At 66.8% G+C, this 19,777-nt stretch carries 22 protein-coding genes; 13 read left to right on the forward strand and 9 right to left on the reverse strand.

Features of this window, described 5'->3' with window-relative positions; all coding sequences use genetic code 11:
• Positions 1 to 9 precede the first annotated feature (9 nt).
• From folD to B0I00_RS11965, 5 genes are read right to left on the reverse strand one after another with little or no spacing between them, the layout of a single operon-like run.
• On the reverse strand, positions 10 to 906 hold the full coding sequence (folD, locus tag B0I00_RS11945) for a bifunctional methylenetetrahydrofolate dehydrogenase/methenyltetrahydrofolate cyclohydrolase FolD (RefSeq protein WP_100867593.1): 897 nt from the start codon (positions 904 to 906) through the stop codon (positions 10 to 12).
• Positions 903 to 1,190 (reverse strand): YggT family protein, encoded by a 288-nt coding sequence (locus tag B0I00_RS11950; protein WP_100867594.1) that lies wholly within the window; start codon positions 1,188 to 1,190, stop codon positions 903 to 905. Before B0I00_RS11950 ends, folD begins: the two co-directional genes overlap by 4 nt.
• A 33-nt stretch (positions 1,191 to 1,223) precedes the next feature.
• Entirely contained in the window at positions 1,224 to 1,742 is a 519-nt protein-coding gene (locus B0I00_RS11955; protein ID WP_157812551.1) for a hypothetical protein, read from the reverse strand.
• Between the two features lie 35 nt (positions 1,743 to 1,777).
• Entirely contained in the window at positions 1,778 to 2,689 is a 912-nt protein-coding gene (argB, locus tag B0I00_RS11960; RefSeq protein WP_232730218.1) for an acetylglutamate kinase, read from the reverse strand.
• Positions 2,690 to 2,746: 57 nt separating this feature from the next.
• Positions 2,747 to 3,418, reverse strand: a complete 672-nt coding sequence (locus B0I00_RS11965) for a queuosine precursor transporter (RefSeq protein WP_100867596.1) — start codon at positions 3,416 to 3,418, stop codon at positions 2,747 to 2,749.
• A gap of 147 nt (positions 3,419 to 3,565) precedes the next feature.
• Between B0I00_RS11965 and B0I00_RS11970 the strand changes: the two genes are divergently transcribed.
• The 3 genes from B0I00_RS11970 to B0I00_RS11980 all read left to right on the forward strand — a co-directional run bounded on the left by B0I00_RS11970 (position 3,566) and on the right by B0I00_RS11980 (position 5,987).
• Positions 3,566 to 4,903: a NupC/NupG family nucleoside CNT transporter gene (locus B0I00_RS11970; RefSeq protein ID WP_100867597.1), complete on the forward strand. Its 1,338-nt coding sequence runs from the start codon at positions 3,566 to 3,568 to the stop codon at positions 4,901 to 4,903.
• Positions 4,904 to 4,990: 87 nt separating this feature from the next.
• Complete coding sequence (locus B0I00_RS11975; protein ID WP_100867598.1) at positions 4,991 to 5,374, forward strand: thermonuclease family protein; 384 nt, start codon at positions 4,991 to 4,993, stop codon at positions 5,372 to 5,374.
• A gap of 19 nt (positions 5,375 to 5,393) precedes the next feature.
• Positions 5,394 to 5,987, forward strand: coding sequence for a thermonuclease family protein (locus B0I00_RS11980; protein ID WP_100867599.1), 594 nt, complete (start codon positions 5,394 to 5,396; stop codon positions 5,985 to 5,987).
• Here B0I00_RS11980 and B0I00_RS11985 read toward each other — a convergent pair whose 3' ends face one another.
• The 3 genes from B0I00_RS11985 to B0I00_RS11995 are packed head-to-tail and all read right to left on the reverse strand — an operon-like array spanning position 5,988 to position 8,478.
• On the reverse strand, positions 5,988 to 6,755 hold the full coding sequence (locus B0I00_RS11985; protein WP_100867600.1) for a molybdopterin-dependent oxidoreductase: 768 nt from the start codon (positions 6,753 to 6,755) through the stop codon (positions 5,988 to 5,990).
• Positions 6,752 to 7,534, reverse strand: coding sequence for a cytochrome b/b6 domain-containing protein (locus tag B0I00_RS11990; protein WP_100867601.1), 783 nt, complete (start codon positions 7,532 to 7,534; stop codon positions 6,752 to 6,754). Before B0I00_RS11990 ends, B0I00_RS11985 begins: the two co-directional genes overlap by 4 nt.
• 47 nt (positions 7,535 to 7,581) lie before the next feature.
• A complete protein-coding gene (locus B0I00_RS11995; RefSeq protein ID WP_100867602.1) occupies positions 7,582 to 8,478 on the reverse strand; it encodes a LysR family transcriptional regulator in 897 nt (298 codons plus the stop codon).
• Between the two features lie 92 nt (positions 8,479 to 8,570).
• Here B0I00_RS11995 and B0I00_RS12000 point away from each other — a divergent pair, with 92 nt between their 5' ends.
• The 10 genes from B0I00_RS12000 (at position 8,571) to acnA (ending at position 18,831) form a co-directional block, all read left to right on the forward strand.
• Entirely contained in the window at positions 8,571 to 10,070 is a 1,500-nt protein-coding gene (locus tag B0I00_RS12000) for a CoA-acylating methylmalonate-semialdehyde dehydrogenase (RefSeq protein WP_100867603.1), read from the forward strand.
• Between the two features lie 66 nt (positions 10,071 to 10,136).
• A complete protein-coding gene (locus B0I00_RS17065; RefSeq protein ID WP_157812552.1) occupies positions 10,137 to 10,640 on the forward strand; it encodes a hypothetical protein in 504 nt (167 codons plus the stop codon).
• 16 nt (positions 10,641 to 10,656) lie between these two features.
• A complete protein-coding gene (locus B0I00_RS12015; protein WP_100867606.1) occupies positions 10,657 to 10,968 on the forward strand; it encodes an I78 family peptidase inhibitor in 312 nt (103 codons plus the stop codon).
• Positions 10,969 to 10,994: 26 nt separating this feature from the next.
• Positions 10,995 to 12,140, forward strand: a complete 1,146-nt coding sequence (locus B0I00_RS12020) for an acyl-CoA dehydrogenase family protein (RefSeq protein ID WP_100867607.1) — start codon at positions 10,995 to 10,997, stop codon at positions 12,138 to 12,140.
• Positions 12,137 to 13,180, forward strand: coding sequence for an enoyl-CoA hydratase/isomerase family protein (locus B0I00_RS12025; protein WP_100867608.1), 1,044 nt, complete (start codon positions 12,137 to 12,139; stop codon positions 13,178 to 13,180). The genes B0I00_RS12020 and B0I00_RS12025 overlap by 4 nt, the downstream gene beginning before the upstream one ends.
• Positions 13,177 to 13,959: an enoyl-CoA hydratase-related protein gene (locus B0I00_RS12030; RefSeq protein ID WP_100867609.1), complete on the forward strand. Its 783-nt coding sequence runs from the start codon at positions 13,177 to 13,179 to the stop codon at positions 13,957 to 13,959. The genes B0I00_RS12025 and B0I00_RS12030 overlap by 4 nt, the downstream gene beginning before the upstream one ends.
• The gene (locus B0I00_RS12035) at positions 13,956 to 14,213 is read left to right on the forward strand and encodes a hypothetical protein (protein WP_100867610.1); all 258 of its coding nucleotides are present in this window, start codon (positions 13,956 to 13,958) and stop codon (positions 14,211 to 14,213) included. The genes B0I00_RS12030 and B0I00_RS12035 overlap by 4 nt, the downstream gene beginning before the upstream one ends.
• On the forward strand, positions 14,210 to 15,079 hold the full coding sequence (gene mmsB / locus B0I00_RS12040) for a 3-hydroxyisobutyrate dehydrogenase (RefSeq protein WP_100867611.1): 870 nt from the start codon (positions 14,210 to 14,212) through the stop codon (positions 15,077 to 15,079). Before B0I00_RS12035 ends, mmsB begins: the two co-directional genes overlap by 4 nt.
• A 51-nt stretch (positions 15,080 to 15,130) precedes the next feature.
• The gene (locus tag B0I00_RS12045; protein ID WP_332870773.1) at positions 15,131 to 16,024 is read left to right on the forward strand and encodes a DMT family transporter; all 894 of its coding nucleotides are present in this window, start codon (positions 15,131 to 15,133) and stop codon (positions 16,022 to 16,024) included.
• 131 nt (positions 16,025 to 16,155) lie between these two features.
• Positions 16,156 to 18,831, forward strand: a complete 2,676-nt coding sequence (acnA, locus tag B0I00_RS12050) for an aconitate hydratase AcnA (RefSeq protein ID WP_100867613.1) — start codon at positions 16,156 to 16,158, stop codon at positions 18,829 to 18,831.
• Between the two features lie 45 nt (positions 18,832 to 18,876).
• Here acnA and B0I00_RS12055 read toward each other — a convergent pair whose 3' ends face one another.
• Positions 18,877 to 19,713, reverse strand: coding sequence for a PEP-CTERM sorting domain-containing protein (locus B0I00_RS12055; protein WP_100867614.1), 837 nt, complete (start codon positions 19,711 to 19,713; stop codon positions 18,877 to 18,879).
• Between the last annotated feature and the right edge of the window lie 64 nt (positions 19,714 to 19,777).

Consider the following 19,777-nt stretch of genomic DNA (forward strand, 5'->3'; position numbering starts at 1 on the left):
GGCGCGCTTTTACAACGCCTTGTCGTCGAGCGCCACACCAGCGTTGCGGTGCGCGGCGACCAGCGCGTTGCGCAGCAGAACCGCAATGGTCATGGGGCCGACCCCGCCCGGTACCGGGGTGATCGCACCGGCGACCTCGGCCGCTTCGGCATAGGCGACATCGCCCACAAGGCGCCCCTTGGTCTTGCCCTCTTCGGGCGGCAGGCGGTTGATGCCAACGTCTATCACCGTCGCGCCGGGCTTGATCCAGGAACCCTTGATCATTTCCGGACGACCAACCGCAGCGACCACGATATCGGCGCGACGCACCACCTCGGCAAGATCGCGAGTGCGACTGTGCGCCACGGTGACGGTGCAGTTTTCAGCAAGGAGCAGCTGCGCCATTGGCTTGCCGACCAGGATCGAGCGCCCGATCACCACCGCGTCCAGCCCCGACAGGTCGCCGAGCCGGTCCTTGAGCAGCATCAGGCTGCCAAGTGGCGTGCAGGGCACCAGCCCGGGCTGCCCCAGGGCGAGACGACCCGAACTGAGGGGTGTCAGCCCGTCGACGTCTTTGTCGGGATCGATCCGGGCGACGACCTGCTGTTCGTCGAGGTGCCGGGGCAAGGGCAATTGCACAAGGATACCGTCGACCGCCGGATTGGCGTTGAGCGCATCGACCAGGGCGAGCAGATCGGCCTGCGTAGTGTCTTCCGGCAGGCGGTGCTCGAAGCTGGCCATGCCGCATTCGGCGGTCTGCTTCGCCTTCGATGCGACATAGACCTGGCTGGCCGGATCCTCCCCCACCAGCACCACGGCCAGGCCGGCCTTGCGGCCCGCAGCCTGTTCAAACCGGGCCGCCTGGTCTGCCACGCGGGCGCGCAGTCCGGCGGCAAAAGCCTTACCGTCGATGACGCTGGCGGTCATACGACGACCGAGGCGGCGATCGTCCCGATGATCGTCTGCAGGATCCACAGCCCGAACAGCAGGACCATGTAGGAGAAGTCCATGCCGCCAACTGCCGGCATGCGCCGCCGGATCGGTCCAAGCATCGGTTCGAGCACGGCGTTCAGCGCTTCCCACAGCCCGGCGATGAACCGGTTGCGCAGGTCGATGACGTTGAACGCGATGAGCAGGTAGAGAATGAACTGGCAGATGAGCACCATCCGAACAATGAAGATCAGATAGCTCAGCGCCGACAGGATCGACATCAGAAGCAAGGCGTTTTCCCTTCGGGCCCCGCACTAGGGCCTGAGCGTCGTGCTTTCAATATGCCAGCGCAGTTGTTCCGGCGTTGCGCCATCGACGTCATTGACCCGGCGCAGGACCACTTCGCCCGGGATGCGGCGACCGCCATCGACAATGGTGACGGGCACCGAATAGAACAGCGATCCCGCCGCGCCTTCCTGCCGCCCCTGGCCGATCTCGAGGTCGGGTTGCTGAAGCTTGCTCCAAGCGGCGGTGAACTGATCGACCGTCATGCCGCTTTTCGCACCCTTGTCGCCCCAGTACCCGTAGACCGTGGGCCAGTCCTTGAGGCTGACCGCCTTGGCCCAGGACAGCAGCACTTCCTGCGGGTCGCGCGAGGTCGATGGCGGTACGGCCCTGGGCAGGATGTCGGTCGACGAGGTCGGCGCGGCGGAGGCTCCGGCTTCTGCCTGGCCGCCTTCCTTCACCACCCGGTCGCAGCCCGACAGGTGGAACGAAACGGCGGACATCACGGTGATGGCGAACATGCGCGACAGCATGGTCCTTAGACCCATGAGCATGCCTTTCGGTTCCACAAGAAGCCTGACGGTCAGGCCCGGATCAGCGTTCCTGCACCGCGAGAGGTAAAGAATTCGAGCAGCATCGCGTGCGGCACACGCCCGTCGAGAACGACCGCCGCCTCGCATCCGGCCTCGACCGCGTGAACGCAGGTCTCGAGCTTGGGGATCATCCCGCCGCTGATCGTGCCGTCTTGCTGCAAACGCTCGATATCGGCGGGGGTGAGGTCGGTCAGGAGCTGCTTGTCCTTGTCGAGCACGCCGGCGACGTCGGTCAGCAGGAACAGCCGGGCCGCACCCAGCGCCGCGGCGATCGCCCCGGCCATGGTATCGGCGTTGATGTTGTAGGTTTCGCCGTCGCTGCCCGCCGCGATCGGCGCGATCACCGGGATCATGCCGGCCTGGCAACAGGTCTCGATGATCGTCGTGTCGACCGTTTCCGGTTCGCCGACGAAGCCCAGGTCGACGACCTGTTCGATGTTGCTGTCCGGGTCCTTGGTGGTGCGCTGCACCTTGCTTGCCGTGACCAGCCCGCCATCCTTGCCCGAAATGCCGATCGCCCTGCCCCCGGCTCCGGCGATCCAGCCGACCAGTTCCTTGTTGATCGCGCCCGACAGGACCATTTCGGCGACGTCGGCGGTGGCCTTGTCGGTCACCCGCAGCCCATCGACGAAGCGGCTTTCGACGCCCAGCTTCTTGAGCATCGCGCCGATCTGCGGGCCGCCGCCGTGGACGACGACCGGATTGATCCCGACCGCCTTCAGCAGCACCACGTCTTCGGCGAAGTCGCGCGCCAGTTCGGGATCCCCCATCGCGTGGCCGCCGTATTTCACCACGAAGGTGCGACCGGCATAGCGCTGCAGATAGGGCAGCGCCTCGATCAGCGTCTCGGCCTTGGCTAGGTTGAGCGTGCGCTCGGCGGCGGGGTCCATCGTGTGCGACATAGCGCTGCGCCCTTTACTCCGCTTTGCCGGGAATTGAACCCTTTTCGGACGCCGCGATCAGGCTTTCCGGCCGTCCATCCACTGGCCGAGCTTGACGAAGACGACGATCATCGGCGGGACCATGATGGTCGAGAGGACCAGCTTGGAGATGATCTGGCCGGTCATGATCTCCATCAGCGGCATGTCCTGGCCGTAGAAGCTGATCGTGATGAACAGGATCGTATCGACGATCTGCGACAGCATCGAGGCGAGCCAGGCGCGCAGGACCAGCGCCTTGCCCTGGCCGCCTGCGATTCGGCTGAACAGGTAGACGTTGAGCGTCTGCGAGGTGCCGTAGGAAATCAGGCCCGCAAACTGCATCCGGACGCCCTGGCCGAGCAGCTTGGCGAAGGGTTCCTGATCGGGCCAGAACGGCGCCGGCGGCACGACGCGGATAACCAGCGTCAGCATGACCATCGAGACGATCAGCGGCACGAAGCCGTAACGGACAAGCTGGTTGGCACGGTCCTGACCGAACAGTTCGGCGACCGCGCTGGAGATGATCACCAGGAACAGGAAGGCGAAGATCCCGCTTTCCACGGCGAGACTGCCGAGAAGCGGCCAGTCGCCCAGCGCCGCCAGTTTGACCCCCATGACGCCGGCCAGCACGCAGAGGCCGCCGTAAAGCAGGGAAAACACGAACAGCGACTTGGGGATCATGGCCCCGGGGGCCTCGGCGGGTCTATCCATCGCGACGGCTTAGCGAGGGTGCGCCCCGCCGAAAAGAGCGCCCGCGCAATTGTTCCCCAGACCCGCGCCGAGCGCAATTTGACTAGGCCCGCAAAGGCGTTACCACCCTGCCGGCAACGGGCACTTCAAGCGGAACCGCATCCAGACATGAAAATCCTCCTCAGTCTTGCCGGCATGGCGCTGATCCTCGGCCTTGCCGTCCTGCTCTCGTCCGATCGGCGCGGGATCCGCCTGCGCGTGGTCGGCGCGGCCTTTGCGCTGCAGGCCGGGTTTGCCGCGCTGGTGCTTTACGTGCCGTGGGGCAACCGCGTGCTGCAGGCTGTCGCTGGTGGCGTTTCGGCCCTGCTCAGCTATGCCCACGCCGGGACCGAGTTCGTTTTCGGCCCGCTGGCCAAGCCAGAAATCGGCGGGCAGAGCTTTGCCATCGCCGCCCTGCCGGTGATCATCTTCTTCGCGGCGCTGATCTCGATCCTCTATTACCTCGGCATCATGCAGCTGATCATCAAGTGGATCGGCGGCGGACTGGAAAAGATCACCGGTATATCGCGGGTGGAAAGCCTGTCGGCGGCGGCCAACATCTTCGTCGGGCAATCGGAAAGCCCGCTGGTGATCCGCCCTTACCTCGCATCGTTGACCCAGTCGCAGATGTTCTGCCTGATGAGCGTCGGCATGGCCGGCGTCGCGGGCACGATTCTGGCCGCCTACGCCTCGATGGGCATCCGCATCGACTATCTGGTGGCCGCCGCCTTCATGTCGGCTCCCGGCGGGATCGTCATGGCCAAGATCATCATGCCCGATTCGCGCCCCGCCGTGGGCAGCGCCGGTGCGGGCAACGCGGTCGAGGTGGCCCCGCCGCCGGCCGGACTTGCCGCCGCCGCGCTCAACCGCGAGGACGTTGCCGCGCAGCCCGGCGTCCATGCCGACGAACCCGTCGCGGTCGATCACGACGAGGAACGCCCCGCCAACATCATCATGGCCGCAGCCCAGGGCGCGCAGACCGGGGTCAAGCTGGCGGTGGCGGTGGGCGCCATGGTCCTGGCCTTCGTCGCGCTGGTGGCGCTGGCCAACGGCATCTTCGGCTGGGCGGGAAGCTGGTTCGGTCAGCCCGACCTCTCGTTTCAGCAGGTGCTTGGCTATGTCTTCGCGCCGATCTTCTACCTCCTGGGCGCGCCCGACTGGGCCGAAGCGATGCGCGCCGGGGGCTTTTTCGGCACCAAGGTGGTGCTGAACGAATTCGTCGCATTCATCGATCTGGGCGGTGCCACCGACCTCTCGCCGCAGACCCAGGCGATCGTCACTTTCGCGCTTTGCGGTTTCGCCAACTTCAGCTCGATCGCGATCCAGATGGCCGTTGCCGGCGGGCTTGCGCCCAACCAGCGCCCGGTCATCGCCCGGCTGGGACTGAAGGCGCTTGCCGCTGGCAGCCTGTCCAATCTGATGAGCGCGGCGCTCGCCGGGCTGTTCCTGATGCTCGCCGCGGGCTGAAACGCGGGGTCCTTACCTCCGTACCGGAGCGAAACCACGCAGTTTCCCGGATAGTGCGATGCCCCGTCCCTGCGCGAGGTCGCGGGGATGGAGACCATCACCGGTGCCGTCGCGGCCTTCGCCCTCTGCACCAGTGCCCCGCGCGACACCTGCGTCGTCGATGGCGACACCTTCTGGCTGGCAGGCGAGAAGATCCGCCTGGCCGATATCAACGCGCCCGAAACGCACCAGGCCGCCTGCGCCGCCGAACGCGCGCTGGGCGAACGGGCCAAGGCGCGTCTGGCACAGCTTCTGGGCGGCGGTTTTGCCTTGTCGGTCGAGGGCCGCGCGACCGACCGCTACGGCCGCTTGCTGCGGGTGGCGCGGCGAGAGGGCCGTTCGCTCGGCGCGCAGCTCGTCGCCGAAGGACTCGCCGAACCGTGGCGCGGACGCCGGTCGGACTGGTGCGTGCGGCTTGCCGCGCGCGAGTGATCCCGCCATAGATAGGGCGATGGGCGATCTCATTCCCTTCCGCCGCAAGAAGCGCAAGACCTGGACCAAACCCGATGATTACGGCCACGTCCTGCCGACCAATGCATGGCGGGGAGCGAAGCCGGGCAAACCGCTGAAGAAGCGGCTGCAGCTGTGGATCCTGCCGATCCTGTTCGTTGCGATCCTGGCCTGGACCTACTGGTCGGCACTGCCCCAACGGGCGACGGCACCCGATGCCCGCAGCCAGCGCATAGATCCGCCGGTCACCGCTTGCGGCGCGGGGCCGGCGCAAACCTGCGTGATCGATGGCGACACGATCAAGGTCGGCGCCCGCACCATCCGCGTGATCGGGATCGACGCGCCCGAGATCTCTCCGCCGCGCTGCGTCGAGGAAGCCGCCAAGGGCCTTGCCGCGCGCGACCGGCTGGTGGCGCTGGCCAACCAGGGCCCGTTCTTCCTCACCGGCACGGGCGAAGTGGACGAATATTCCCGTGAACTGTTCAATCTGGTCCGGGTGCGCTCCGACAATTCGCTGCAGAGCCTGGCGCAGGAGATGATCGACGGCGGCTTCGCCCGGCCCTATGCTGGCGGCGCGCGCCGGCCGTGGTGCTGATCAGATCCCGGCGTACCAGGCATAGCCGCTGCGATCCTCCCAGAAGCCGCCATTGCCTTTGTAGAGCCCGGCCAGCGCGGCGCGCAGTTCGATCCGCATGACGAACTTGGCGTGTTTGTAGCCAAGCTGGCGTTCGACACGCAGCCGCAGGGGCGCGCCGTGGCGCTCGGTCAGGGGGGCGTCGTTCATCCGCCAGGCCAGGATCGTCTGCGGATGGAAGGCATCGATGAGGTCGATCGATTCGTAATAGGGCGCGCCGCCCAGCACGTCGGCGCAGTGGAACACGGCATAGCGCGCTTCTGGCAGAAGTCCGGCGCGGGCCAGCACGGCGGCCAGCTGCGGCCCCTGCCACTTGCCGATCGCGCTCCACCCTTCGACACAGTCGTGCCGGGTGATCTGGGTGCGTTGCGGCAAGCCCTTCAGCGCGGCCAGCGGCAGCAGGAGCGGCTGTCGTACCAGCCCGTCGACCCTCAGCGCCCAGCCTGCAAAACCCTGGGCCAGATGCGCGCGATAGGCCGCGTCGGTCACGCCCAGGCTGCCGTTGGCCTTGAACGCCGGGGAGATGTCCGCCGCACCGTATTCGCGCGCCAGGGCATCGCCCATCAGCAGGCGCTGGCTGCGCATTGTGAGCCCTTCCGCCCCTTCGAGAAGGCTGCGGAAGCCCGGTGACCGATTGAGCTGGTCGCACCCGCCGAGGAGCAACCCGCCAGTGCCGGCCGCGGCAAGGCCGAGCAGGCGGCGACGCGAGAGTCCGCTGTCGTCCCTCATGCCTCCTCGCCCCGTTCGCGCGGCAGCCGGTACCAGCCGGTGATCATAGAACGCACCTCGTTGAACGGCCCCGCCAGCACCACCATAGCCACGTGAACGACGAAGAAGACGACGAGGCCGCCCGCGAACAGGAAGTGCAGCGAGCGGGCCGATTGCCGCCCGCCGAACAGGTCGAGCAGCAGCGGCCACGCGGCGTTGAGGCCGGGCGACATGGTCAGGCCGGTCATTATCACCCCCGGCAGGAGTACGAACAGGACAGCAAAGTAGGCCAGCTTCTGCAGGACGTTGTAGCGCAGCGCCGCCGCTCCCTTGGGGAAACGGAGCCGGGCGTGCTGGGCGATGTCGGACAGCAGGTGGCCCGGGGCCAATTCGGACCGGCTGGGCGTCAGGTCGCGCCGCGCGCGGCCGCCGATCAGCAGCCACAACAGGTAGGCGGTGAAAGCCAGCGCCAGTACCCAGGCAAAGGCCAGATGCCACAGCCGCGCATCGGCCAGACTGTAATCGGTCGGGATCGTCGCCCAGCCGGGAAAGGCCGTGCGCCCGCTCAGCCCCGTCAAGTCGAGCCAGGCCGGATCGCTGTATTCGCGCGCGTTCGAGCCGTATTCGCCCCAGTACAGCCTCGGGTGGGCGTTGAAGATCATCAGCCCGCTCATCAGCATGACGGTCACCGCGGCGAGATTGATCCAGTGCCAGACACGCGTCGGCCAGCCGTGCCGGCGCACAAGGTCGCCGCCCCGTGGACCAGTGCCGGGTTCGGGTGTTTCGGTCGGGCCATCCATCCCGCAACGATATACCACGCGCGCAGCCCGGGCCAACGTCCCTTGGGTCAGGTCCCCGGCAGCAGCACATCGCGGCCCTGCTGCACCGCATCGCCCAGCCAGTCGCGCGCGGCGCGGACCCGCGCCAGGTTGTGGGTGTCCTTGTGCGTGACCAGCCAGAAGCTGCGGGTGATGCGCCGCTCGGGCAGGACGGTGACGAGCGAGCCGTCGGCATCGCCGATGAAGCAGGGCAGCACGCCGATCCCGGCCCCGGCCGCAATCAGCCGGTGCTGGGCGTTGATGCTCGAAGACCGCAGCCGCACCTCCAGCCCGGGATGGATCTCTCCCAGGTAGTTCAGCGCCGGATCGTAGAGCAGGTCGGGAATATAGCCGATCAGCCGGTGCCCCAGCGCCAGGTCCACCGCGCGGCGGGGCTGGCCGCGTTGGGCAAGGTAGGCCGGACTGGCGTAGAGACGGAGGGCATAGTCCGCCAGCTTGCGCGCGATCACCGGGCCAGCCTTGGGCCGCGACAGGGTGACGGCAACGTCGGCCTCTCGCTTGGTCAGGCTGAGGAGGCCGCTGTTGGCGACAAGATCGAGCGTCAGGTACGGGTAGGCCTGGGCAAAAGCCGGAACGCGGGGCGGGAGGAACCAGCCGCCCAGCCCCTCGGGTACGCTGATCCGCACGGCTCCCGCCAGTGCCGCCGTGCCGCCGCCTTCGCCGATCGCCGCAGCGGCGCGGGCCATGGCTTCGACCTGGACCAGCAGGGCTTCGCCCGCCTCGGTCGGGACCTGGCCCTCGCGGCTCTGTTCGAACAGTGTCGCGCCGAGCCGCGCCTCGAGCCGGCGCAGGCGGCGGCCCATGGTCGTCGCATCGACGCCCAGGGCCTGCGCGGCCTTGGCCAGTTGCCCGGCCCGCGCGATGGCGAGGAAGGCCTGATAGTCACTCCAGTCACGTGCCTGCATGATTGCAGGTCATAGCCGCAAAATTGCGACTTGTCTGCATCGCGCGCAGGGTGCAGGGCCTTTGCCAAGACAGGACTCGAGAGGATACTGGCATGCGCACGATCGATCATCACATTGTCGGCGGCACGGGCGGCCTGGCGCAGGCGCGGAAGGCCCCGGTGATGGACCCCAACAACGGCGGACAGCAGGCCGAGGTCGTTCTCGGCAGCGCCGACGCGCTCGACCGCGCGGTCGCCGCCGCCCAGGCTGCGCAGCCCGGCTGGGCCGCCTGGAACCCGCAGCGCCGCGCCCGCGTGATGTTCCAGTTCAAGGCTCTGATCGAACGCGACATGGACGAACTGGCCGCGCTACTTTCGGCCGAACACGGCAAGGTGATTGCCGATTCGAAGGGCGACATCCAGCGCGGGCTCGAGGTGGTGGAGTTCTGCTGCGGCCTGCCCCACGTGCTTAAGGGCGAATACACCCAGGGCGCCGGCCCCGGCATTGACGTCTATTCGATGCGCCAGCCGATCGGCATCGGCGCCGGCATCACCCCGTTCAACTTCCCGGCGATGATCCCTCTGTGGATGGGCGCCATGGCGGTATCGGTGGGCAACGCCTTCATCCTCAAGCCCAGCGAACGCGATCCCTCGGTTCCGGTGAGGATAGCAGAACTGTTCGTCGAGGCGGGCCTGCCCGAGGGTGTGTTCCAGGTGGTCCACGGCGACAAGGAAATGGTCGACCTGATCCTCGATCACCCGGCGATCGGCGCGGTCAGCTTCGTCGGTTCGTCGGACATCGCGCAGTACGTCTATTCGCGCGGAGTCGCGGCGGGCAAGCGCGTCCAGGCGATGGGCGGGGCCAAGAACCACGGCATCGTCATGCCCGACGCCGATCTCGACATGGTGGTCAACGACTTGTGCGGCGCGGCCTTCGGTTCGGCAGGCGAACGCTGCATGGCGCTGCCCGTCGTGGTGCCGGTGGGCGAGGATACGGCCGAACGCCTCAAGGCCAAGCTGATCCCGGCGATCCACGCGCTGAAGATTGGCATATCGAGCGATCCCGAGGCGCAGTACGGCCCGGTCGTCACGGCCCAGCACAAGGCGAGCATCGAGCGCTGGATCCAGACCGCGGTCGACGAAGGCAGCGAACTGGTGATCGACGGCCGCGGCTTCAGCCTGCAGGGGCACGAGGACGGTTACTTCGTCGGCCCGACCCTGCTCGACCGCGTCACGCCCGAGATGACCAGCTACCAGAACGAGATCTTCGGCCCCGTGCTGCAGATGGTCCGGGCCAAGGATTTCGAGGAAGCGCTCGCGCTGCCGAGCAAGCATCAGTACGGCAACGGCGTGGCGATCTTCACCCGCAACGGCCACGCCGCCCGCGAGTTTGCCGCCCGCGTCAATGTCGGCATGGTCGGCATCAACGTGCCGATCCCGGTGCCGGTCGCCTACCACAGCTTCGGCGGCTGGAAGCGTTCGGGCTTCGGCGACACCGACCAGTACGGCATGGAGGGGCTCAAGTTCTGGACCAAGGCCAAGAAGGTCACCGCGCGCTGGCCCGACGGCGGCGGCGACGGATCGAACGCTTTCGTCATCCCGACCATGGGATGAGGGGGAACTGCTGCTGAAGATCGCACGTTTCGTGTCGAATATCAGCTGCATCCGATGGAGAGCCCGATGCCCAAGATCGCCTTGCCCGCCGCACTCATAGCGCTGGCTGCCCTGTCCGCCTGTGACAGCACGGCGCCGGTGCCGGCCCCGTCCGACGAGGCGACCGGTTCGTCGGATGCCTCTTCTTCGCCGATCGAAACCGGATCGCCATCCCCTTCGCCGACGCCAAGCAGCCCGGCCACGCCGCCGGCTGGCACCAACTTCCCGGCAGCGATGCAGGGGCGCTGGGGCCTGACCGCGGCGGATTGCACCGCCCGGCCCGGCGACACCCGCACGCTTCTCACCATCGGCGCTAAGGATATCCGCTTCTACGAATCGGTTGCCACGATCCGCACGGTCAAGGAAAGCAGTGCCACCCGGCTTCGCGCCACGCTCGCCTACGAGGGCGAAGGCATGCAATGGAACCGCGACGCCCTGCTGGAAGTGCGGCCCGCCGCGAACCAGCTGGTGATGGAAGAGTTCGGCAGCGATGCCGTGCCGGGTGCGCGCACCTACGCGCGTTGCAAGTGAGGAAGGAGAGACGTCGATGACTGCCAGGACTGCCGGCATCATTCTGGTCCTTGCCGCCGTTCCCGCGCTGTCGGCCTGTGCCACGACCGCCAGCGATGCTGCGCCCGGACCGACGAGCCAGGTCAACCACTGCCAGGCCGCGCCGGGACAGGCCTTCATCGGCCAAACCGCCAGCACCCAGACGGGCGCCGCGATGTTGCGGGCGACGAACGCCGCCGAAATCCGCTGGGTTCCGCCCCGGACAATGGTAACGATGGAATTCAAGTACGGACGGCTGACCGTCGGCTATGACGACGCTATGACGATCGCCAGCGTCGCCTGCAGCTGATCGCCGCCGGGGGGAACGATAGAGAAATGCATAACCAGTTTGCGCTGACCGAAGACCAGCTTGCGATCCAGGACATGGCGCGCAAGTTCACCGCCGACCGCATCACGCCGTTTGCCGCCGAGTGGGACGAGAAGAGCCACTATCCGGTCGAGGTTTGGAAGGCCGCCGGCGAACTGGGCTTCGGCGCGATCTACGTGTCCGAGGAATCGGGCGGCATCGGGCTGGGCCGGCTGGATGCGGCGCTCATCATGGAAGCCATGGCCTATGGCTGCCCGGCGACCAGCGCCTACATCTCGATCCACAACATGGCCGCCTGGATGATCGACAGCTTCGGTTCGGCGGAACTGAAGGCGCGGTTCCTTGCCGATCTGGTCAGCATGGACAAGATCGCCAGCTACTGCCTGACCGAACCGGGTTCGGGCAGCGATGCCGCCGCGCTCAAGGCCAGCGCCCGGATCGACGGCGACCACTATGTCCTCAACGGCACCAAGCAGTTCATCTCGGGCGCGGGTTACAACGACATCTACGTCGCCATGGTCCGTACCGGCGAGCACAAGTCGGGCGGGATCACCTGCCTCGTCATCGAAAAGGACACGCCCGGCCTGTCGTTCGGCGCGCCCGAAAGGAAACTCGGCTGGAACGCCAGTCCGACCGCGCAGGTGATTTTCGAGGACTGCCGCGTGCCGGTGGCCAACCGCGTCGGCGCCGAAGGCGAGGGCTTCCGCTTCGCCATGGCGGGGCTCGACGGCGGCCGGCTCAACATCGGGGCCTGCTCGCTCGGCGGGGCGCAGCGCTGCCTCGACGAGGCGATCGCCTATACCAAGGACCGCCAGCAGTTCGGCCAGCCGATCTCGGACTTCCAGAACACCCAGTTCATGCTGGCCGACATGGCGACCGATCTCGAGGCCGCGCGCGCGCTCCTCTACCTTGCCGCCTGCAAGGTCAGCGAAGGCGCGCCCGACAAGAGCCGGTTTTCCGCCATGGCCAAGCGGCTGGCGACCGACAGCGGATCGAAGATCGTCAACGATGCGCTGCAATTGTTCGGCGGCTACGGCTATCTGCGCGACTATCCTATCGAGCGCTTCTGGCGCGACCTGCGCGTCCATTCGATTCTTGAAGGGACCAACCAGGTGATGCGCATGATCGTCGGCCGGGACCTGCTGCGCCAATGACTGACGAGGTCCTGATCCGCCGCGACGGCGCCGCCGGGTTCCTGTCGCTCAATCGGCCCAAGGCGATCCACGCCCTGACGCTCGACATGGTCCACGCCATGACGGCGGCACTGCTCGAATGGCGGGACGATCCGGCGGTGCAGGTCGTGATCATCGACCATGCCGAGGGTCGCGGTTTCTGTTCGGGCGGCGATATCGCCTTCCTGCGCAATTCGGCCCTGAACGATGATGGTGTGTCGGGCCGCAAGTTCTTCCACGACGAATACCAGCTCAACCACCTGATCTTCACCTACCCCAAGCCGGTGGTCGCCTTCATGGACGGGATCACGATGGGCGGCGGGGTCGGGATCTCCCAGCCCGCCAAGTTCCACGTCGCGACCGAGAACACCCGCTATGCCATGCCCGAAACCGGGATCGGCCTGTTCCCCGACGTCGGCGGCGGCTGGTACCTGTCGCGGCTGCCGGGGCGGATCGGCCAGTTCCTGGCGCTGACCGGCGCGCGCTTCGACGGCGCGGAGTGCAAATGGGCCGGCCTTGCCACCCATTACCTGCCGCACGACGCGCTGGCCGAAGCCAAGGAGCGGCTGACCCACGGGCACGATCCGGCGCAGGTGCTCGCCGCCCTTGCCGTGACCCCGCCGCCGGCGCGGATCGAAGGCAACGCCATGGCCATCGCCCGGCACTTCGCCTCGGACCGCTATGAGGACATTCTCGCCGGCCTCGAAGCCGACGACAGCGAATGGGCGGCCAAGGAACTCGCAACCCTGCGCACCAAATCGCCCCAGACCTGCAAGGTCGCGCTGCGCCAGTTGGCCGACAGCCTGAAATGCGCCGACTTTGCCGCGAACATGGCCATGGAATACCGCGTGGCCAGCCGCGTCCTGACCCTGCCCGACTTTGCCGAGGGCGTCCGCGCAGTGATCGTCGACAAGGACAATGCCCCCCAGTGGGACCCCGCCACCCCCGAGGGCGTGAGCGATGCGCTGATCGACAGCATCTTCGCCCCCCTCCCCGCCGATGAGGAATGGAAACCGCTATGAGTTATGAAAATATCCTTGTCGAACAGCGCGGCGCGGTCACGCTGATCACGCTCAACCGTCCGCAGGCGCTCAACGCCCTCAATTCGCTGGTTCTTGAAGACCTGATCGACGCCTTCGCCAAGTTCGAAGCCGATGCCTCGCAGGGCTGCGCCGTTCTCACCGGCGCGGGCGAAAAGGCCTTTGCCGCCGGCGCCGACATCAAGGAAATGTTCGAGAAGCCAGCCGCCGAATTCTTTGCGCAGGACTTCTTCAGCCGCTGGACCAGCCACCTGGTCAAGACCACCCGCAAGCCGTGGATCGCCGCGGTCAACGGCTTTGCCCTGGGCGGCGGCTGCGAGCTGGCGATGATGGCCGATATCATCATCGCGAGCGAAAACGCCAAGTTCGGCCAGCCCGAGATCAAGCTGGGCGTCGGCCCCGGCATGGGCGGCAGCCAGCGGCTGACCCGCGCCATCGGCAAGTCCAAGGCGATGGAAATGTGCCTGACCGGGCGGATGATGGGTGCCGAGGAAGCCGAGCGTTCGGGCCTCGTTTCGCGCGTCGTGCCGCTCGCCAACCTGGTCGACGAGGCGGTCAAGCTCGCCGCCGAGATTGCCGCCATGCCGCCGCTCGCCGTCATCGCCAACAAGGAAGCCGTCAACGCCGCCTACGAGATGACGCTGGAGCAGGGCCTGATCATGGAGCGCCGGATCTTCCAGGTCCTCACCGCGACAGAGGACAAGGTCGAAGGCATGGGCGCCTTCATCGAGAAGCGCCCCGGGGTGTGGAAGGGTAAGTGATCGTCGCACTCGCCTTGTTTGGAGTTGGTGCGCTCTTCACTTGGCTTGCCGCTCTTGGCTGGCGGCGCCGCGACGATGACAACATCAGCATTCTTGAGGCGGGTATTTTGAAGGTCACTGGCGCTGAGCCTCTGCCAGTGACGGGTTTCGATCGGTGGCTTCAGCGTTTCCAATTGGTGATGATGTCGCTTTTCGGCCCGGTGATGATCTTCATTGGCGGCTTTGGATTTCTCTCGGAGTTGGGTGTGTTATGAAAATCGCCTTCATCGGCCTCGGCAACATGGGCGGCGGGATGGCCGCGAACCTGGTCAAGGCCGGGCATACAGTCCACGCCTTCGATCTCAGCGCCGAAGCGACCGAGCGCGCCACGGGCAATGGCTGCGCGGTCTTCCCGACCGTGGCCGAGGCCGTGCAGGGCGTCGATGCCGTGGTCTCGATGCTGCCCAACGGCAAGATCGTGGAGAGCCTCTACACCGCCAATGTGATCGGCCAGGCTCCAGCTGGCGCGCTGCTGCTCGATTGCTCAACCATTGATGTCGATACCGCCCGCAAGGTCGCCTCGGCGGCCGAAGCTGCTGGTTATGCCATGGTCGATGCGCCCGTCTCGGGCGGGATCGCCGCGGCCAATGGCGGCACGCTGACCTTCATGGTCGGCGGCACGGCCGAAGCCTTTGCCCGCGCCGAGCCGATTCTGGCCGCGATGGGCAAGGCGGTGATCCACGCCGGTGCCTCGGGCGCTGGCCAGGCCGCGAAGATCTGCAACAACATGATCCTGGGCGCGACGATGATCGCCACTTGCGAGGCGTTCGCCCTGGCGGACAAGCTCGGCCTCGACCTACAGACTTTCTTCGACATCTCGTCAAAGGCCTCGGGCCAGTCTTGGTCGATGACCTACTATTGCCCTGTCCCAGGCGTCGGCCCGCAAAGCCCGGCCGACAACGATTACCAGGGCGGGTTCGCCGCGGCGCTGATGCTCAAGGACCTGAAGCTTGCGATGGAGGCGGCCACTTCGGTCGGAGCCAAGGTGCCGATGGGCCAGCGCGCCGAGGAACTCTATGAAGCCTTTGCGGCGTCCGGCAACGGCGGTGCCGACTTCTCGGGCATCATCCGCACGCTGTGATCTTGCCCCGGCGGCACGGCTCCCCTACCGCTCCGGCAGGGGAGATCCGCCGTGCCTGCCGGCCACAAACGTCACAATCACCTGATGCCGTTCCTGGCGGTCGCCGCCGGGATCGCCAGCTTTTCCGTGATGGACGGGCTGATGAAAAGCGCCAGCCTGGCGATCGGCGCCTATAGCGCGATGCTGTGGCGCTCGGCAGCGGGCGTCGTGCTGATGGCGCCGGCCTGGAAACTGCGCGGCGGAACCATGCCGCAGGCCGCGCTGCTGCGCCTGCACGCACTGCGCGGCGCGAACACGGCGGGCATGGCGGTGAGCTTCTTCTACGGCATCACCAAGCTGCCGCTGGCCGAAGGTATCGCCATTTCGTTCATCGCGCCGCTCATCGCGCTCTACCTCGCGGCGATCTTGCTGGGCGAATGGGTGGCCCGCCGGGCCGTGCTGGCCTCGCTCCTTGGCCTCTCGGGCGTGATCGTGATCTGCGCGGCGCGGCTGGGCGAAGGTGGTTACGATCGCGACGCGGTCCTCGGCATCGCCGCAATCCTTTTCTCCGCCGCGCTCTACGCCTGGAACCTGATCCTGCAGCGCCAGCAGGCGCAGATCGCCGATCCGGTGGAGATCGCGCTGTTCCAGGCGGTGTTCACTGGCCTTGCCCTGCTGCCCTTCGCGCCATGGTTCGGGCACCTGCTGCCTGTGGCGCAGTGGAGCGCGATTGCCCTGTCGGCGGTCCTCGCCATGCTCTCGCTGATGCTGATCGCCTGGGGCTATGCCCGCGCCGAAACGCAGGTGCTGCTGCCGATGGAATACACTGCCTTCCTCTGGGCGGCGGTAACCGGCTGGGTGATGTTTGGCGAGGCGCTGACCCCGGCCACCGTGGCCGGCGCGGTGCTGATCGTGGTCGGTTGCTGGATCGCCGCGCGCGGGCACACCGAACAGACCGCACTTTGACGGATTATTGCGCCAGCCACCCTTGACCTCGAAACGAAACGCGCGCATCGGCGGCGCCGACAACCGACCTGCTGCTGCTGCGAAAGGGCGCTTCGGCGCGCAGGTTTCACATCTACAGGAGAACACGCGGGATGACTCAGGTCGGACAGGACACGCTCGGCACGCGCAGCACGCTCACCGTCGGCGGCAAGGACTACGCCTATTATTCGCTGAGCAAGGCCGCGGCCAAGCTGGGCGACGTCAGCCGCCTGCCCTTCTCGATGAAGGTCCTGCTCGAAAACCTTCTTCGCTTCGAGGACGGCGGCTTCACCGTTTCGACCGACCACGTGCAGGCGGTGATCGACTGGCAGAAGAACCCCAGCGAATCGAGCGAGGAAATCCAGTACCGCCCGGCCCGCGTGCTGCTGCAGGACTTCACCGGCGTGCCCTGCGTGGTTGACCTCGCCGCCATGCGCGACGCGATCGCCAAGCTGGGCGGCGACACCAGCAAGATCAACCCGCTGGTCCCGGTCAACCTGGTGATCGACCACTCGGTCATGGTCGACGAATTCGGCCATCCCAAGGCCTTCGAGGAAAACGTCGAGATCGAATACCACCGCAACATGGAACGGTACGACTTCCTCAAGTGGGGATCGAAGAGCCTCAACAATTTCTACGCCGTGCCCCCGGGCACCGGAATCTGCCACCAGGTCAACCTTGAAAACATCGCCCAGGCGGTGTGGACCAGCCAGGACCAGAGCGGCGCGACCGTGGCCTATCCCGACACCTGCGTCGGCACCGACAGCCACACCACGATGATCAACGGTCTGGGCGTGCTGGGCTGGGGCGTCGGCGGGATCGAGGCTGAAGCGGCGATGCTTGGCCAACCGGTTTCGATGCTGATCCCCGAAGTCGTCGGCTTCAAGCTCACTGGCGAACTGAAGGAAGGCGTCACCGCCACCGACCTCGTCCTGACCTGCACCAACATGCTGCGCCAGCACGGCGTGGTTGGCCGCTTCGTCGAATACTACGGCCCGGGCCTTGCCTCGCTCAGCCTTGCCGACCGGGCGACGCTCGCCAACATGGCGCCCGAATACGGCGCGACCTGCGGCTTCTTCGGCATCGACGACAAGACGCTCGACTACATGCGCCTGACCGGCCGCGAGGAAGCGCAGATCGCCCTGGTCGAAGCCTATGCCAAGGAGCAGGGCTTCTGGATCGACGCATCGGCTGCCGATCCGATCTTCTCCTCGACTCTCGAACTCGACATGGGCACCGTCGTCCCCAGCCTTGCCGGTCCGAAGCGCCCGCAGGACCGCGTCGACCTGACCCAGGTCGATGACGTCTTCGCCAAGGACATGGCCGAGGTCTACAAGAAGGTGAACGCCCGCGTTCCGGTCGAAGGCAAGGACTTCGACGTGGGCGATGGCGACGTGATGATCGCGGCCATCACCAGCTGCACCAACACCTCGAACCCGAGCGTGCTGGTCGCCGCCGGCCTCGTCGCCAAGAAGGCGGACGAACTGGGCCTCAAGCCCAAGCCGTGGGTCAAGACGTCGCTCGCTCCGGGATCGCAGGTCGTCACCGACTACCTCGTCAAGGCCGGCCTCCAGCAGCATCTCGACAACATCGGGTTCAACCTTGTCGGCTACGGCTGCACCACCTGCATCGGCAATTCGGGGCCGCTGGCCGAACCGATCTCCAAGGCGATCAACGACAACGGCCTGGTCGCCGCCGCGGTGATCTCGGGCAACCGCAACTTCGAAGGCCGTGTGTCGCCCGACGTGCGCGCCAACTTCCTCGCCAGCCCGCCGTTGGTCGTCGCCTACGCCCTCAAGGGCACGGTGATCGACGATTTCGTCGCGACCCCGATCGGCAAGAGCAAGGACGGCCAGGACGTGTTCCTCAAGGACATCTGGCCGACCAACCTCGAAGTGGCCAGCACCATGGCCTCGTGCGTCACCCGCGAGATGTTCCAGGCGCGCTATGCCGACGTCTACAAGGGCGACAAGCACTGGCAGGCGATCGACGTGACCGGCAGCGAAACCTACCAGTGGCGCGCCGGCAGCACCTACGTCGCCAACCCGCCCTACTTCGAAGGGATGACCATGACCCCGGCCCCGGTGCTGGACATCGTCGATGCCAAGCCGCTGCTGATCCTGGGCGATTCCATCACCACCGACCACATCAGCCCGGCCGGCAACATCAAGGCCGACAGCCCCGCCGGCCAGTGGCTGATGGAGCACCAGGTCGCCAAGGCCGACTTCAACTCCTACGGCGCGCGCCGCGGCCACCACGACGTGATGATGCGCGGCACCTTCGCCAACATCCGCATCAAGAACGAGATGGTCCCCGGCATCGAAGGCGGCATGAGCCGCTACGGCGACGAGGTACTGCCGGTTTACGATGTGGCGATGAAGAACAAGGCCGACGGCGTGCCGATGGTTGTCGTCGCGGGCAAGGAATACGGCACGGGATCGTCGCGTGACTGGGCGGCCAAGGGCACCAACCTCTTGGGCGTGCGCGCGGTGATCGTCGAAAGCTTCGAGCGCATCCACCGTTCGAACCTTGTCGGCATGGGCGTGCTGCCGCTGCAGTTCAAGGACGGCCAGACCCGGCAGACCCTGGGCCTCGACGGCGATTGCACCTTTACGATCCTGGGCGTTGCCAGCCTGACCCCGCGTCAGGACGTGACCGTCGCAGTCACCCGCAAGGACGGATCGACCTTCACCTTCACCGCGCTGTGCCGCATCGATACCGCCAACGAGATCGAGTATTTCAACAACGGCGGCATCTTGCACTACGTGCTGCGCAAGCTGGCCTCCTAAGTCCGGCTGCCTTAGCCAAAGCGAAAGTTCCGGCCTGGGTCGCCGCTAGGTCTTGCGGCGCCGCCGGCGACCGAGCATCGCCGCGGCGGCCGCGCCGAACAGCACCAGCATCGGCGGTTCGGGCACCTCTGTGCCGCTGCTGGTCGAGGTTTCGGGCGGGGGAGGCGGAGGCGGATCTTCCCCGCCGTCACCGCCGCCAGAGCTGGTTGAGGTCGACGAACTTGTCGAGCTCGACGAGCTGGTCGAGGTCGATGACGACGTCGATGTGCTCGACGCTACATTGCCTGATGACGTCGATGTCGAGGTCGAGGTGCTGACCCCGCCGGTGGAGGTCGTCGAACTGGAAGTCACGCCCCCGGTCGAAGTCGTCGAGCTCGAAGTCACCCCGCCGGTGGTGGTCGAGGTCGAGCCGCCCGAGCTGGACGTGGAGCTGGAGGTCGATCCCGTGGTGGTCGAGGTGATGACGACGCTGCCGCTCGACCCGCCGCCTCCGCCGAAGAAGCCGCCGAAAAAGCCGCCACCGAAGCCGCCCAGACCGCTCGATCCGCCGATGACCACGGTCTGCCCGCCGCCGCCACCTTCGGGCATCGGCTGGGGCGGCAGCGGCGGCAGGTAAGGCATGGCCACGGCCAGCTGCGGTGACGGTTCGCCCGGCGCGCAGGTATAGGTGCGGGTGATGACGCGGCGGGCACGCTTGGTCTGGCGCGGGGCCGGCTTGGCCTGGCGGACGATCTTGCGTTTTGCCTTGGCCGGAGCCTTGGCGTGCTTGACGTACTGGACGCGCTTGGCGGGTGCCTCGGCCACGTGGACGGCCCCGCCACCGATCACGGCGCCGCCGGCCGCGAAGGCTGCAAGTTTCGCAATGGCCATCCTGACGGACATAGGTTCTGCCTTTTACGCCCTTCGCGCCTGCGTACCGGCGGGAGTGCCGGGAAACGGAACAGGT

Origin of the sequence: Novosphingobium kunmingense (genome assembly GCF_002813245.1) — a bacterium.
GTDB classification, from domain to species: domain Bacteria; phylum Pseudomonadota; class Alphaproteobacteria; order Sphingomonadales; family Sphingomonadaceae; genus Novosphingobium; species Novosphingobium kunmingense.

Coding starts and splice junctions, on each gene's coding strand:
- B0I00_RS11955 (WP_157812551.1), bottom strand. CDS start 1,742: ATGGGTCTAAGGACCATGCTGTCGCGCATGTTCGCCATCACCGTGATG.
- B0I00_RS12030 (WP_100867609.1), top strand. CDS start 13,177: ATGAGTTATGAAAATATCCTTGTCGAACAGCGCGGCGCGGTCACGCTG.
- B0I00_RS11985 (WP_100867600.1), bottom strand. CDS start 6,755: ATGAGGGACGACAGCGGACTCTCGCGTCGCCGCCTGCTCGGCCTTGCC.
- B0I00_RS11970 (WP_100867597.1), top strand. CDS start 3,566: ATGAAAATCCTCCTCAGTCTTGCCGGCATGGCGCTGATCCTCGGCCTT.
- B0I00_RS12025 (WP_100867608.1), top strand. CDS start 12,137: ATGACTGACGAGGTCCTGATCCGCCGCGACGGCGCCGCCGGGTTCCTG.
- acnA (WP_100867613.1), top strand. CDS start 16,156: ATGACTCAGGTCGGACAGGACACGCTCGGCACGCGCAGCACGCTCACC.
- B0I00_RS11990 (WP_100867601.1), bottom strand. CDS start 7,534: ATGGATGGCCCGACCGAAACACCCGAACCCGGCACTGGTCCACGGGGC.
- B0I00_RS17065 (WP_157812552.1), top strand. CDS start 10,137: ATGCCCAAGATCGCCTTGCCCGCCGCACTCATAGCGCTGGCTGCCCTG.
- argB (WP_232730218.1), bottom strand. CDS start 2,689: ATGTCGCACACGATGGACCCCGCCGCCGAGCGCACGCTCAACCTAGCC.
- B0I00_RS12000 (WP_100867603.1), top strand. CDS start 8,571: ATGCGCACGATCGATCATCACATTGTCGGCGGCACGGGCGGCCTGGCG.
- B0I00_RS11980 (WP_100867599.1), top strand. CDS start 5,394: ATGGGCGATCTCATTCCCTTCCGCCGCAAGAAGCGCAAGACCTGGACC.
- mmsB (WP_100867611.1), top strand. CDS start 14,210: ATGAAAATCGCCTTCATCGGCCTCGGCAACATGGGCGGCGGGATGGCC.
- B0I00_RS12055 (WP_100867614.1), bottom strand. CDS start 19,713: ATGTCCGTCAGGATGGCCATTGCGAAACTTGCAGCCTTCGCGGCCGGC.
- B0I00_RS12020 (WP_100867607.1), top strand. CDS start 10,995: ATGCATAACCAGTTTGCGCTGACCGAAGACCAGCTTGCGATCCAGGAC.
- B0I00_RS11965 (WP_100867596.1), bottom strand. CDS start 3,418: ATGGATAGACCCGCCGAGGCCCCCGGGGCCATGATCCCCAAGTCGCTG.
- B0I00_RS11975 (WP_100867598.1), top strand. CDS start 4,991: ATGGAGACCATCACCGGTGCCGTCGCGGCCTTCGCCCTCTGCACCAGT.
- B0I00_RS11995 (WP_100867602.1), bottom strand. CDS start 8,478: ATGCAGGCACGTGACTGGAGTGACTATCAGGCCTTCCTCGCCATCGCG.
- B0I00_RS12015 (WP_100867606.1), top strand. CDS start 10,657: ATGACTGCCAGGACTGCCGGCATCATTCTGGTCCTTGCCGCCGTTCCC.
- B0I00_RS11950 (WP_100867594.1), bottom strand. CDS start 1,190: ATGTCGATCCTGTCGGCGCTGAGCTATCTGATCTTCATTGTTCGGATG.
- folD (WP_100867593.1), bottom strand. CDS start 906: ATGACCGCCAGCGTCATCGACGGTAAGGCTTTTGCCGCCGGACTGCGC.